The organism is Shinella sp. BE166 (assembly GCF_051201095.1).
GTDB classification, from domain to species: Bacteria; Pseudomonadota; Alphaproteobacteria; order Rhizobiales; family Rhizobiaceae; genus Shinella; species Shinella lacus.
Genome location: NZ_JBPEHL010000020.1, coordinates 26,248 through 38,359 on the forward strand (window position 1 = coordinate 26,248; position 12,112 = coordinate 38,359).

Sequence of the window (12,112 nt, forward strand, 5' to 3'; positions counted from 1 at the left end):
ACATGCGAAAAATCTTCCTCGCGTGCCCCTACGGGCATGCGGACAAAGCCGTCGTGGAACGGCGCTTCGACATTTCCAACGCGGTCGCCGCCCGCATCGTCGCGAACGGGGCGGCTGTCTTCAGCCAGGTCTCCATGTCGCACCCGATCAACGGCCAGCTCGCCCATCTCGACAAGGCGGCGATCGGCCGCCTCTGGGCGCCGGTCGATGCGCTCTTCATGGAGGCGATGGAGGAGCTGATCGTCATCGACGAACCGGGCTGGAAGGAAAGTGCCGGCGTTGCCCGCGAGATCGACTTCTTCAGGGAACGCGGCCGGCGGGTCAGCCTGTGGAGCGAGGCCGAGAGCGACTTTCCGGCATGAACTGAACTTTCAACAGGAGGGGAACCATGAACAGCACTAAACACCATGCAAGCGAGCACGACACGCTGAAACGCGACGTCACTGCCTTCCAGTCCTTCGCCGTCGCCTTCGGCTTCGTGTCGATCGCCACCGGCATCTTCACCGCCTATGGCGCCATGCTCTCGACGTCCGGGCCGATGGGCATCTGGACCTGGCCGGTCGTCGTCGTCGGCCAGCTGATGGTCGCCTTCATCCTCGGCTCGCTCTCTGCGCGCATTCCCGTCACCGGCTATGTCTACCAATGGGCCTCGCGCATCTCCAATCCGGTCTTCGGCTGGATCATGGGCTGGATCAGCTTCACCTTCCTCGCCATCGTGCTCTGCGCGGTGGATTACACCATCGCCTCCACCGTGCTGCCGGTGCTGTTCGGCTATGAGGGCACGCCGACGAATGCCTGGTGGATCACCAGCCTCGTCATCGTCGTGCAGGCGGTGATGATCGCGTTCTCCACGAAATTCACCCAGCGCTTCAACGCGGTGGCCGTCACCATCCAGCTCGTCGGCATGATCGGCCTTGTCGTGCTGCTCTTCGCCGCCGGCTACCTCAACAACGAACTCGACTTCTCCAACCTCGTCAGCACCGGCACCATCTCGCCGGAGGGCTATTACGGTTTCGGCGAATTGACCAAGGTCGGCCCGTGGATCATGGGCACGCTGCTCGGCGCCTTCACCATCGTCGGCTTCGAATCCGCCGCCAACCTTGCGGAAGAGACCCGCGAGCCGGCGCGTGTCGTGCCCAAGGCCATGTGGCAGGCGGTGCTGAGCCTCGGCATCATCGGCATGCTGTTCCTCGTCGCCATTACCGCGCTTCTCGGCGATCCGGCGGCGATCGGCACTTCCGCCACGCCCATCGCGGATGTCATCTCCCGCGTGCTCGGCCCGGTCGTCGGCAATATCCTCCTGGTGCTGGTGGTAATCTCCATCTTCTCCTGCGGCCTCGTCATCCTGCTCTCCGGCACGCGCCTCGTCTGGGCCATGTCGCGCGACGAGCGCTTCCCGGGCTGGCAGCTCTGGCACAAGATCAGCCCGACGCTGCACACGCCGGTCAATGCGACCATCCTCGTCGCCGCGATCGGCGAGATGATCCTGGCGCTGTTCTCGCAGCAGACGGATGCGCTGTTCTCGCTGTTTTCCGCCGCCACGCTGCTGCCGGCCATCATCTATGCGGTGACCGTGCTGATGTATGCCGCCAAGCGCCACCAGCTTCCGCCGAGCCAGGGCTTTTCGCTCGGCAAATGGGAGGTGCCGGTCCTGGTGCTCGCCATCGCCTGGCTTGCCTTCGAGCTCGCGATCTTCCGCGATGCCTCCTTCGCCAAACCCTGGTCCTATGTGGCGATCATGTTTGCCATCGGCGCCGTCTATCTCGGCTACCTGCTCGCCTCGCGCGGCGGCGCCAAGGGGTTGAAGATGCCGGAGCTGATCGCCATCGACGCGATCCTCGACGCCGATCGCGGCGCCGATTTCAACGCCACGCCTGCCGAGTAGCGAAAAAACGCGTGGAAACCGCGCGGCTGTGACTGTATCGACGGAACGGGGGGACATGCCATGAACCTGCGTTTCGTCGAAACATTCGTCTGGGTGGCCCGGCTCGGCAGCTTTCGCGCCGCCGCCGACCGGCTGAACGCCACCCAGGCCGCCGTCTCCAACCGCATCGCCAGCCTGGAAGCGGAGATGGGCTGCGAACTCTTCGAGCGCGTGCCGGGCGGCGTGCGGCTTTCCACCATCGGCCAGCGCGCCATGCAGCCGGCGGAGGAACTGCTGAAGGCCGCGACCAGCTTCAAGGTGGCGATCGGCAGCCCGCAGCATCTGCGCGCCACCGTATCGATCGGCACCATCGATTCCATCGTGCATGCCTGGCTGCCCAATTTCATCGAGCGCGTGAAGGAACGCTTTCCTGCGCTTGGCCTCGATCTCAACGTCGACACGTCGCTGGCGATCGGCAAGGACATCAGCGAGCGCCGGCTCGATCTCGCGCTGCTGATGGGCCCGGTGCTCACCCCCGGCCTCAAGAACATCGATCTCGGCACCATGGAATGCGCCTGGGTGGCAACGCCGTCCTTCGGTCTCGGCGGGCGCGAACTCACGTTGCATGACCTCGCCGAACACCCCGTTCTGACCTTCTCGCGCAACAGCGTGCCGCATATCTGGCTGCTCCGGCAGTTCGAGGAAATGGGCGTGCAGCCGCCGGTCATTTCCAATTCCAACTCGCTCTCCGCCATGCTGCGGCTCGCCCGCGACGGCATCGGCGTGGCGCTGCTGCCGGTGCCCATGGTGGTGCCGATGATCGCCGAAGGCGTGGTCGAGCGCCTGTCGATCACCCCGCAATTTCCGGCCCTGAAACTCCACGCGGTCTATGCCGACGACCCGGAAAACCTAATCCCCTCAATGCTTTCCGTCATCGCAAGAGAGGCTTCGCTCGACACGACCGGCATCTCGGCTTAAAGAACGTCCACACAAGTTTTTTCTATCAGGGACGACAATTCTTTGTCGTTTGTCATTCCAATCTTCTGGCCTGACGATACCCGGACTGAGACTTGGAGGACTTCGATGAAGATCAGTATTGTGCAAATGAATTCCGGTTCCGACAAAGCGAAAAACCTCGACGAAGCCGAGCGCATGGTGCGCGACGTGGTCGCCGCCGAGGGTCCGGACCTGGTGGTTCTGCCGGAATATTTCGCCTTTCTCGGCGAGGGCCGCGATGCGGTGCACGGCAGCGGCGAAAGCTTCCCGGACGGCCCGACGTACCAGCGCTTTGCAGCACTCGCCAAGGAACTCGGCGTGACGCTGCATGCCGGCTCGATGGTCGAGAAGGCCGGTAACAGCCACTACAACGCCACCGTGGTCTTCGGCCCCGAGGGCAAGGAAATCGCAAAATACCGCAAGATCCACCTGTTCGACGTCGACACGCCCGGCGGCGTCTCCTACCGCGAATCCGACACGATCGGCCGCGGCGAGGACGTGGTGACCTACAAGGTCGGCGACACCACGGTCGGCTGCGCCATCTGCTACGACATCCGCTTCCCGGAACTGTTCCGCGCACTGCGCGACAAGGGCGCCGACGTCATCGTGCTCCCCGCCGCCTTCACGCTGATGACCGGCAAGGACCATTGGGAAGTGCTCGCCCGCGCCCGCGCCATCGAGACCCAGACCTATTTCGTCGCGGTCGGCCAGGCGGGTGCCCATGCCGACGGCAAGAAATGGTGCTGGGGCCATTCCATGGTCATCGATCCCTGGGGCCACATGATCGCCCAGTGCTCGGATGGCGTCAGCGCCGCCTCGGCCCGCCTCGACCTCGACCGCATCGGCAGCGTGCGCCGCGACGTGCCCGTCGCCCAGCATCACGTTCTGTGAAGGAAAGAGCCATGTTCATCGTCAACCCCATGCCGCAGCAGATTGCTCCGGCACTCATAAAGAAGATGGAACAGGTCGAGACCGCGACCGTCGGCCATTTCCTGCATTCGGGTTTCCTGAACCGGGAGCTGCGCGCGGTCCTGCCGGAAAAGCGCGTCGGCGGCACGGCCGTCACCGTGCGCCTGCCCCATGCGGATTCGACCATCCTGCACTATCTCACCAAGCTGGTGCGGCCGGGCGATTTCATCGTCGTCGACCGCTGCGGCGATGACAAACACGCCTGCTGGGGCGGCGTGGTCACCCATTCGATGAAGCTCGGCGGCATCGTCGGCGCGGTCATCGATGGCCCGGCGACGGATTTCTCCGAGATCCGCCGCGTCGACCTGCCCATGTGGTGCCGCGGCCCCTCGCCGATCACCACCAAGATCCTCGGGCTCGAAGGCGCGATCAACGTGCCGGTCTCGGTCGGCGGGCAGACGGTCAATCCGGGGGACGCCGTGATTGCGGATGAAAGCGGTGTGCTGGTGCTCGATCCGTCGAAGGCGGAATGGGCGGTCGACAAGGCGCTCGCCATGCAGGAAAGCGAACTCGTGCTGCTCGAACGCCTGCGCAAGGGCGAGAAGCTGCCCGACATATCCGGCGCCACGAAAATCGTGGAAGCCTCGGCCGCCTGAGGCGGCCCAAACTATAAGCATACGGGAACAATTCGGTCCAAGAGTGGAGGAAAACTCATGACCACGACCAGACACGCAACCCGCGCCGGCCTTGCCGCGCTTGCCATGGCCCTCGCCACTTCGGTGGCGATGGCCGATACGGTGGTGCTCACGGCCTATTCCGGCATTTTCCAGGAAAACTACGTGAAGGCCGTCGTCGAGCCCTTCATGAAGGCCAATCCGGACATTACCGTCGAATTCTACGGCATGCCCAACTCCGCCCAGATGCTCGGCACGCTGCGCGCCCAGGCAAGCGCGCCGCAGATCGACATCGCCATCATGGATGTCTCCGTCGCCAAGGCCGCGACCGACGAGGGCATCTTCGCGCCGATGGACGAGAGCGTGACCAAGCATCTCGCCGACCTCTACCCGCAGGCGAAGGCCGAAGGCGTGAACGCCGTCGGCGTCACCTTCGACAACCTCATCCTGCTCTACAACACCGATAAGGTGAAGACGGTGCCCACCTCGTGGAATGCGCTGTGGGACGCGCAATATGCCAAGCAGGTCTCCATTCCCGCCGTGCCGGATATCCAGGGCACGACCTTCACCATCCTCACCGACAAGATGGCGGGCGGCACCAACTACATCGAAAGCGTCGAGGCCGGCATCAACCGGCTGGCGGAGCTCGCCCCCCTCGTGCAGACCTGGGAACCGCGGCCGGACGTCTACCAGCCGATTTCCAGCGGCACAGCGGCCATCGGCATCGGCTGGAACGCCCGCGCGCAGGTCTATGCCGATCTCTCCGACGGCAAGCTCGGCGTCGTGCTGCCGGAGGAAGGCAGCGGCTTCCAGATCAACGTGATCGGCCTCGTCAAGGGCGGCCCCGCCAGCGACAGTGCCAAGAAATTCATCGACTATGCACTCAGCCCGGAGGCGCAGGCCGCCTTCACCGAGCAGATGTTCTACGCGCCGACCAATTCCAAGGCCGCCGCGCTCATCTCGGAGAAAGCCCTGAGCCGCACCGCCGCCGGCGCGATGGACAAGATGATCGACATCAACTGGCTCGAGGTCGCCAAGATCCGCGATGCCATCACCGAGCAGTGGCGCCGTCGCGTCATCCCGCTCAGCCGTTGATGGAGGTCTGCAACCGATGACATCTGCACCCGAAGAGCATCTCAGACTGGAAGGGATCGGCGTCAGCTTCGGCGCCGTCAACGTCATCCCCGCGCTCGACCTCTCGGTCCGCAAGGGCGAGATGGTCGCCTTCCTCGGCCCGTCGGGATGCGGAAAGACCACGACGCTGCGCATCATCGCCGGGCTCAACAAACCCTCCCGGGGCCGCATCATGGTGGGAGGGCGCGACATCACGCGCCTTCCCATCCATGATCGCGACATGGGCATGGTGTTCCAGAGCTATGCGCTGTTTCCGCACATGAACGTCACGCGCAATGTCGCGTTCGGCCTCCAGATGCGCAACATCCCGTCGCGCGATGCGGAAAGCCGGGCGGCGCAGGCGCTGGACATGGTCCAGCTTGGCCATCTCGCCCACCGCAAGCCGAAGGAACTGTCGGGCGGCCAGCAGCAGCGCGTGGCGCTCGCCCGCGCGCTCGTCATCGAGCCGTCGATCCTGCTGCTCGACGAGCCCCTGTCGAACCTCGACGCGAAACTGCGCGACGAGATGCGCGTGCAGATCCGCGCGCTCCAGCAGCAGAGCGGCATCACCGCCGTCTTCGTCACGCACGACCAGGTCGAGGCGCTGTCGATGTGCGACCGCGTCGTGGTGATGCGCGGCGGGCGCGTCGAGCAGTTCGGCACGCCGACCGAGGTCTATGAACGCCCGGCCACCGCCTTCGTCGCCAATTTCGTCGGCCGCACCAACCGCCTCAAGGGCGCGATCACCGCCGAGGGCACGCTGACGGCCGCCGGCCACCAGCTCCGCTCCGCGACGACCCTTCCAACCGGCGCCGTCGAAATCCTCGTGCGCCCGCACCGCATCCGCATCGATGACACCGCCGAGACCGCCAACAAGGTGAAGGGCGCCGTCTCCGGCATCACCTTCATCGGCGACCTCGTGCAATATGCCGTGCGCGTCGGCGATGCCGAGGTGGTCGTGGAAGAGGCGACGCGGCGCGACCGCAGCCCGCTTGCCGTCGGCGACACGGTCACGCTCGGCTGGTCGGCGGAAGACACGCTCGTTTATCCGGCGGCCGAACAATGAGCGCCGTCCCCACCACCACCCCCGTTCCGGCGGCGCCGCGCCAATGGCGCGACGGCGAGCTCGCCGTGCTCCTGCTCCTGCCCATCGCGCTCATCAACGCGATCGGCTTCATCCTGCCGGTGCTGAATCTGGCGCGTTATTCCTTCAACAAATCGCGCGTCGGCGGCGGCATCGAGGCCGTTTTCACCTGGGAGAACTGGGCGGGGCTGCTCAGCGATCCGTTCTATCTCGAACTGGTGTTCAACTCGGTCTGGCTCAGCCTGGCGATCACGCTGACCACGCTCGTCGTCTCCTATCCGATCGCGCTCTACCTGCACCGCGCCTCCGGCGCCTGGCGCACCTTCCTCACCGTGCTGGTCATCTCGCCGCTTCTGACCTCCGCCGTGGTGCGCACCTATGGCTGGATCGCCATCCTCGTCGACGACGGCCCGGTGGTCGGCGCCATCAAGGCGCTCGGCCTGCCGGCGCCGAGCCTGATGTTCAACATCAAGGGCGTCTTCATCGGGCTGACCGAAATCCTGATGCCCTACATGATCCTCGCACTGATGGCGGGTTTCGGCCGGCTGGATCCGCGGGTGGAAGAGGCCGCGCGCACGCTCGGCGCCACGCCGTCGCGCACCTTCATGAAGGTCATCCTGCCGTTGACGCTGCCCGGCATCGCGCTCGGCTGCCTGCTCTGCTTCGTGCTGGCGGTCTCGTCCTTCATCACGCCCAAGCTGATGGGCGGCGGGCGGGTCTTCCTGCTGGCGACCGAGATCTACGACCAGGCGATCGTCACGCTCAACTGGCCGCTCGCCTCGACGCTGTCGATCCTCGTGCTCATCGTCTTCGGTGCGGCATTGTGGGCTTACTCCGCCGTGCTGCGGCGCCTCGATTAGGAGGGAAAGATGATGGAAATCCACAAGACCTCCTGGCCGATGCGCATCCTCGTCTTCCTGCTCTTCGTCTACCTGCTGGCGCCGGTCATCCTCGTCTTCCCGCTGTCGTTCTCGGGCGACCAGGTGCTGCGCTTCCCGCCGTCCTTCTGGTCGACACGCTGGTATTCGGCGCTCTTCGCCAACAGCCAGATGCTGCAGGCCTTCTGGACGAGCCTGTCGCTCGCGGCCATCGTCACGGCCCTGTCGATCGTCATCGCCGTGCCCGCCGCCTGGGTGATGACGCGGCTCACCTTCGCCGGCCGCGACCTGCTGTTCAACCTGTTCACCGCGCCCCTGCTGCTGCCCACCATCGTGCTCGGTCTCGCCATCCTCATCGTCTTCGCCTCCTTCGGGCTGCTGGCGACGATGCACGGCCTGGTCTTCGCCCATCTGGTGGTGACGCTGCCCTATGCGCTGCGGGTGCTGGCCGTTTCGCTCAGCACGCAGGACCGCGCCTGCGAGGAGGCGGCGCGCACATTGGGGGCCAAGCCGCTCACCGTGTTCTTCCGCGTCACCGTGCCCATGCTGACGCCCGGCATCGTCGCGGCGGCAGCGCTGTGCTTCCTCGTCTCGTTCGACGAGGTGGTGATCACGCTGTTCCTCACCGGCCCGCGCATCAGCACGCTGCCCGTCGAGCTCTACAACTACGTCTACAACCAGGCCGACCCGCTCGTCGCCGCCGCCTCCGCGCTCCTCATCCTGCTGACGCTCGCCGTCATCATGATCGTGGAACGCGCCATGGGCCTCGGCAAGGCCTTCGTGAAGTAGACCCCCCCTCGCCTCCGGCTCATGCCGTGCCGGAGGCGATCAGGCTGTCGATATGGGCCTGCAAGGTCACCGTGCCGCGGATAGGATTGTCCGGCCGTGCCGGCGCGTCCACCGTCGCCGCCGTCATGCGGGCATAGGCGCGCGCCGCCTCGGCGGAAAAGCCGGCGTCGCGAAAACTCTGCTCCCAATGTTCCCGCGGCGTGGTCTCCACCACCACCGGACGGCCGAGCGTGGCGGAAAAGGCGTTGGCGACGTCCTGGAACGTATAGGCCCGCGGACCTTCCACATAGCGGATGCCGACATCGTCGAGCCCGCTCACCAGCCGGCGATAGGCCGCCTCCGCCAGATCCGTCGGCGAGACCATCGGCAGCACCATGTCGGCCGGAAAGGCGGTGGGCAGCGTGCCGCCCCGCGCCGGGTCCAGCAGCATGTCGAGATTGGTGTAATAGTAGGCCGCGCGGTCGATCGCCGTCGGAATGCCACTCGCCTTCGCCCGCTGCTCGAAGTCGTAGAGCACCGAGAGATCGCCGATCGCCTCGCCCTTCTGCGCGCCGTAGGTCGAGGCGACGACGATCTTTTCGAGGCCGGAACCCGCAAGGGCATCGGTGATGCTGCGCGCCGTCGCAAGTTCGGCGGCGTCGCTGTCACCGCGCGTGTCGGCCGGCGGGTTGAGCAGGAAGGCGCGGTGGCCGCAGCGCAGCACCTTGTGCAGGGCCTCGGTGTCGGTGATGTCGACCGCGGCCGGCTCCACCCTCGCCGTCGCGATGGCGCCGGCCTTGTCCGCATCGTGCAGCACGGCGATCACCCGCTGGCCCGCCTGGTCGAGCGCGCGCACGAGGTTTGCGCCGATATGGCCGGTTGCTCCGAGAACGACAAACATGGGTCACCTCCTGGTCTTCCCCGAAAAAACCCATTTGCCGCGACAGGGTTCCAAAACCGGGCCGAATAGGTTTGCCGGGCGGGCGGCGCAGGTGCTATCTGCGGCAAAGCCGAAACGCGTTGTTGGAGATGGACATGGATGTGGTTTTTACGCCGGAGCTGACGGTGTGCGGGATCGATGAACTGCCGGGTCACGGCACGCGCAACGTCACCCATGTGCTCTCCATCATCGATCCGGATTATCCGGAACTGGAAGCCTTCCTGGCCTATGGCACGCATCACCGCACGACGCTGCGCTTCCACGACATCATCGCCGCCGCCCCGGAACGCGTGATGCCGCATCCCGACCATGTGCAGGAAATCCTGCGCTTCGGCACGGATTTCCAGGCCCGGCAGGATGCCAAGGGGCCGAGCCACCTTCTGGTGCACTGCCATATGGGCGTGTCGCGCTCGACGGCGGCCATGCTGACGCTGATGGCGCAGGCGAACCCGGACGAGCCGGCCGAAAGCCTGTTCGCCCGCCTCGTCGCCATCCGCCCGCAGGCCTGGCCGAATTCGCAGATGGTGGGTTTCGCCGATGAACAGCTCAGCCGAAAGGGCGACCTCACAGCCGCCCTCCGACGCCATTACGGCCGGCAGATCAAAAGCCGGCCGCAGTTCACCGAATGGATGACGACGCTCGGCCGCGACGCCGAGCTGAAGATGGCGATCCTCGACTAGATCGCCCTGGACACCCGGTCGGCCTCGCCGATGAGGCCAACGATGCGCTCCACGGCGGACGGGATCGGCCCCAGCACCGGCTTGCCGAAGCGGGGGCGGAGCGCTTGTGCCGCTTCGCCGAGCGGGCCGCCGCCGATGACCACGGCCTCAGCGGCGTCCTCCTCGATGCACGCGCCGACCGCACCGGCGAGCGCTTCGATGAGAAGGGCGGGATCGGCGGCAAGCGCCACCGGATCGCCCGCCGTACAGCGGATGCCCGTATAGAGATGGGCAAGGCCGAGATCATGCGCCCGCTGGCCGATCGCCTCGGCGAGATCCGGCGTGGAGGTCGCCACGCCGAACCGGCGCCCGCCCTCCGAGGCCTCGATCATCGAGGCCTCGCAGATGCCGACCACCGGAACCGCCACCTTGCGGCGAAGCTCGGCAAGGCCGGGATCGCCGAAGGCGCTGACGATGATCCCCACACACCCTCGCCCATTGGCCTTGCCATGCGCCGTGCCCAGCTCGACCACCTCGGCGGCCGAAGCCGTGAGCTGTTCGGGCGTGACGATCATGGTCGGCGCCCGGCTTGCGGTGACGGTTTTCACCGCCAGCCTGCCGGCGAGAGCGTTGAGCGCGATGGCGTGCATCATCTCGCTCGTCGCCTCGGAACTGTTGGGATTGATCAACAGGATGTGCGGGGTCATGCTTGGTTCAAGCTCCAGCTTTCAGGGGTTGCACGGCAAGCTCCGGGCTTTGGTGGTGGCATCGGCGCGCTGCGTGATGTCTTCCATCGACATGCCGTAGGTTTCCGGTCCCAGACGAATGCACACGGCGAAGACCGCATACATGGCCGCCGCCAGGCCGAACACGCCGACCATGCCGTAATGGTCGAACAGCGCGCCGGAAATGGTCGGCACGAAGGACCCGGCCGCCGAGCCCGAAGCCAGGATGAAGGCCACCCCGAAGGCGCGGATGCGGGTCGGGAACAGTTCCGGCGCATAGATCCAGATGGACGTGTTGAGCAGCAGCACGAAGAACTGGAAGAGCGCGCCGAAGAACAGCACCAGGTAGATGGTGGTGCCGAGATACATGATCGACAGCGCCGCCAGGCAGGCGCAGATCGCGCCGACGGTCAGCACGCGCTTGCGCGGGAAGTAGTAGCCGAACATCGAGGCCGCAATGGCGCCGAGCACGCTGCCGCTCTGGATGATCATGCTGTAGAGCAGGCTGCCCTGCAGTGTGTAGCCCATCGAGACGAAGATGACCGGCATCAGCGTCAGCACGGAAAGCTGGGCGCCATAGCTCATCAGGATGGCGATCGACACCGGCACGATGCGGCCCAGGAAGGGAGCGCGGAACAGTTCCTTCCAGGCGCCCTTGGTCGGCGGCGCGTCCGTCGCCTGGTCCTTCGTCAGGTGCTCGCGCACCACCAGGTTCTTCGGCCGCAGCGACCCGGATTCCAGCACCGAGAGCACCTTGTTCGCCTCGTCTATCCGCCCTTGCGAGGCGAGGAAACGCGGCGTTTCCGGCACGTAGCGGCGGTAGAACACGACGAGCAGGGCCGGCAGCGCCAGCGAGGCGAAGAGCCAGCGCCAGCTATCCTCGCCGGGGAAGATGCTGAAGATCATCAGCCCGTAGACGGGTGCCAGGAAGTTGCCGAAGCCGCCGGCGCCCACATTGACGAGGCCGGCCGCCGTTCCGCGGAACTTTGGCGAGCAGAATTCCGACAGCATGGTGACGGCGGTGGAAATCTGGCCGCCGACGCCGAAGCCGACGATGGCGCGCGCAATGCACAGGAACATGAAGTCCGGCGCCAGCGCGCAGGCTGCCGAGCCGAGCGAGAACAGGAGCAGGTTGACGGTGAGCATGACGCGGCGGCCGTAGCGGTCGCCGAGAATGCCCGAAAGCAGGCGGCCGATGGCAGCGCTGCCGAACGTGATCGTGTTCAGGAAGCCGATATCCGTGCCCGTCAGGCCCCAGTGCTCCTTCAGAAGCGGGCCGGACACGCCGATCGTGTTCTGCTCGAAACTGTCGAACAGGCAGCCGATCAGCACCAAAGCGATGATCTGTTTGTGCGCCCCGGTCACTCCAATCCGGGTGAGCGCGCCTTCCAGTTGCCGAATGACCGGCGATGATTTGCCGGACTGCACCATACCTTCTGCTGCCATAGTCTCCTCCTCCTGGCATCAGCGTGAAAATCAATTTTCATACTATGCCTTCAAGA

At 65.6% G+C, this 12,112-nt stretch carries 13 protein-coding genes; 10 read left to right on the top strand and 3 right to left on the bottom strand.

Annotated features, from left to right (window positions below; all coding sequences use genetic code 11):
* The first annotated feature begins 2 nt into the window (after positions 1-2).
* The 9 genes from J2Y63_RS30615 to J2Y63_RS30655 all read left to right on the top strand — a co-directional run bounded on the left by J2Y63_RS30615 (position 3) and on the right by J2Y63_RS30655 (position 8,307).
* Complete coding sequence (locus tag J2Y63_RS30615; RefSeq protein WP_435269107.1) at positions 3-362, top strand: DUF1937 family protein; 360 nt, start codon at positions 3-5, stop codon at positions 360-362.
* Between the two features lie 26 nt (positions 363-388).
* Positions 389-1,885, top strand: coding sequence for an amino acid permease (locus J2Y63_RS30620; protein WP_435269108.1), 1,497 nt, complete (start codon positions 389-391; stop codon positions 1,883-1,885).
* Between the two features lie 60 nt (positions 1,886-1,945).
* A complete protein-coding gene (locus tag J2Y63_RS30625; RefSeq protein ID WP_256119155.1) occupies positions 1,946-2,842 on the top strand; it encodes a LysR family transcriptional regulator in 897 nt (298 codons plus the stop codon).
* Positions 2,843-2,947: 105 nt separating this feature from the next.
* A complete protein-coding gene (locus tag J2Y63_RS30630; RefSeq protein WP_435269109.1) occupies positions 2,948-3,751 on the top strand; it encodes a carbon-nitrogen hydrolase family protein in 804 nt (267 codons plus the stop codon).
* An 11-nt stretch (positions 3,752-3,762) separates the two neighbouring features.
* A complete protein-coding gene (locus J2Y63_RS30635) occupies positions 3,763-4,425 on the top strand; it encodes an RraA family protein (protein ID WP_256119153.1) in 663 nt (220 codons plus the stop codon).
* A 57-nt stretch (positions 4,426-4,482) separates the two neighbouring features.
* The gene (locus J2Y63_RS30640) at positions 4,483-5,538 is read left to right on the top strand and encodes an ABC transporter substrate-binding protein (RefSeq protein ID WP_435269110.1); all 1,056 of its coding nucleotides are present in this window, start codon (positions 4,483-4,485) and stop codon (positions 5,536-5,538) included.
* Positions 5,539-5,554: 16 nt separating this feature from the next.
* On the top strand, positions 5,555-6,622 hold the full coding sequence (locus J2Y63_RS30645; RefSeq protein WP_435269111.1) for an ABC transporter ATP-binding protein: 1,068 nt from the start codon (positions 5,555-5,557) through the stop codon (positions 6,620-6,622).
* Positions 6,619-7,500, top strand: coding sequence for an ABC transporter permease (locus tag J2Y63_RS30650; protein ID WP_435269112.1), 882 nt, complete (start codon positions 6,619-6,621; stop codon positions 7,498-7,500). Before J2Y63_RS30645 ends, J2Y63_RS30650 begins: the two co-directional genes overlap by 4 nt.
* Positions 7,501-7,512: 12 nt before the next feature.
* Positions 7,513-8,307 (top strand): ABC transporter permease, encoded by a 795-nt coding sequence (locus J2Y63_RS30655; protein WP_369431696.1) that lies wholly within the window; start codon positions 7,513-7,515, stop codon positions 8,305-8,307.
* A 19-nt stretch (positions 8,308-8,326) separates the two neighbouring features.
* On the opposite strand, the gene J2Y63_RS30660 is transcribed toward J2Y63_RS30655, so the two are convergent.
* Entirely contained in the window at positions 8,327-9,187 is an 861-nt protein-coding gene (locus J2Y63_RS30660; RefSeq protein ID WP_435269113.1) for an NmrA family NAD(P)-binding protein, read from the bottom strand.
* A gap of 134 nt (positions 9,188-9,321) precedes the next feature.
* Between J2Y63_RS30660 and J2Y63_RS30665 the strand changes: the two genes are divergently transcribed.
* Positions 9,322-9,906 carry a tyrosine phosphatase family protein gene (locus J2Y63_RS30665; RefSeq protein ID WP_435269114.1) on the top strand — a complete coding sequence of 195 codons (585 nt, stop codon included), beginning with the start codon at positions 9,322-9,324 and terminating at the stop codon, positions 9,904-9,906.
* Here the strand turns inward: J2Y63_RS30665 and J2Y63_RS30670 are convergent.
* Both J2Y63_RS30670 and J2Y63_RS30675 read right to left on the bottom strand, forming a co-directional pair.
* The gene (locus J2Y63_RS30670; RefSeq protein ID WP_435269115.1) at positions 9,903-10,592 is read right to left on the bottom strand and encodes an aspartate/glutamate racemase family protein; all 690 of its coding nucleotides are present in this window, start codon (positions 10,590-10,592) and stop codon (positions 9,903-9,905) included. The two genes, J2Y63_RS30665 and J2Y63_RS30670, sit on opposite strands and share 4 nt — an antisense overlap.
* A 21-nt stretch (positions 10,593-10,613) precedes the next feature.
* Complete coding sequence (locus tag J2Y63_RS30675) at positions 10,614-12,056, bottom strand: MFS transporter (protein ID WP_435269116.1); 1,443 nt, start codon at positions 12,054-12,056, stop codon at positions 10,614-10,616.
* Positions 12,057-12,112: the final 56 nt, after the last annotated feature.

Excerpts from the sequence above, each read along its gene's own strand:
- J2Y63_RS30615 (WP_435269107.1), top strand. The coding sequence starts at position 3 with ATGCGAAAAATCTTCCTCGCGTGCCCCTACGGGCATGCGGACAAAGCC.
- J2Y63_RS30620 (WP_435269108.1), top strand. The coding sequence starts at position 389 with ATGAACAGCACTAAACACCATGCAAGCGAGCACGACACGCTGAAACGC.
- J2Y63_RS30625 (WP_256119155.1), top strand. The coding sequence starts at position 1,946 with ATGAACCTGCGTTTCGTCGAAACATTCGTCTGGGTGGCCCGGCTCGGC.
- J2Y63_RS30630 (WP_435269109.1), top strand. The coding sequence starts at position 2,948 with ATGAAGATCAGTATTGTGCAAATGAATTCCGGTTCCGACAAAGCGAAA.
- J2Y63_RS30635 (WP_256119153.1), top strand. The coding sequence starts at position 3,763 with ATGTTCATCGTCAACCCCATGCCGCAGCAGATTGCTCCGGCACTCATA.
- J2Y63_RS30640 (WP_435269110.1), top strand. The coding sequence starts at position 4,483 with ATGACCACGACCAGACACGCAACCCGCGCCGGCCTTGCCGCGCTTGCC.
- J2Y63_RS30645 (WP_435269111.1), top strand. The coding sequence starts at position 5,555 with ATGACATCTGCACCCGAAGAGCATCTCAGACTGGAAGGGATCGGCGTC.
- J2Y63_RS30650 (WP_435269112.1), top strand. The coding sequence starts at position 6,619 with ATGAGCGCCGTCCCCACCACCACCCCCGTTCCGGCGGCGCCGCGCCAA.
- J2Y63_RS30655 (WP_369431696.1), top strand. The coding sequence starts at position 7,513 with ATGGAAATCCACAAGACCTCCTGGCCGATGCGCATCCTCGTCTTCCTG.
- J2Y63_RS30660 (WP_435269113.1), bottom strand. The coding sequence starts at position 9,187 with ATGTTTGTCGTTCTCGGAGCAACCGGCCATATCGGCGCAAACCTCGTG.
- J2Y63_RS30665 (WP_435269114.1), top strand. The coding sequence starts at position 9,322 with ATGGATGTGGTTTTTACGCCGGAGCTGACGGTGTGCGGGATCGATGAA.
- J2Y63_RS30670 (WP_435269115.1), bottom strand. The coding sequence starts at position 10,592 with ATGACCCCGCACATCCTGTTGATCAATCCCAACAGTTCCGAGGCGACG.
- J2Y63_RS30675 (WP_435269116.1), bottom strand. The coding sequence starts at position 12,056 with ATGGCAGCAGAAGGTATGGTGCAGTCCGGCAAATCATCGCCGGTCATT.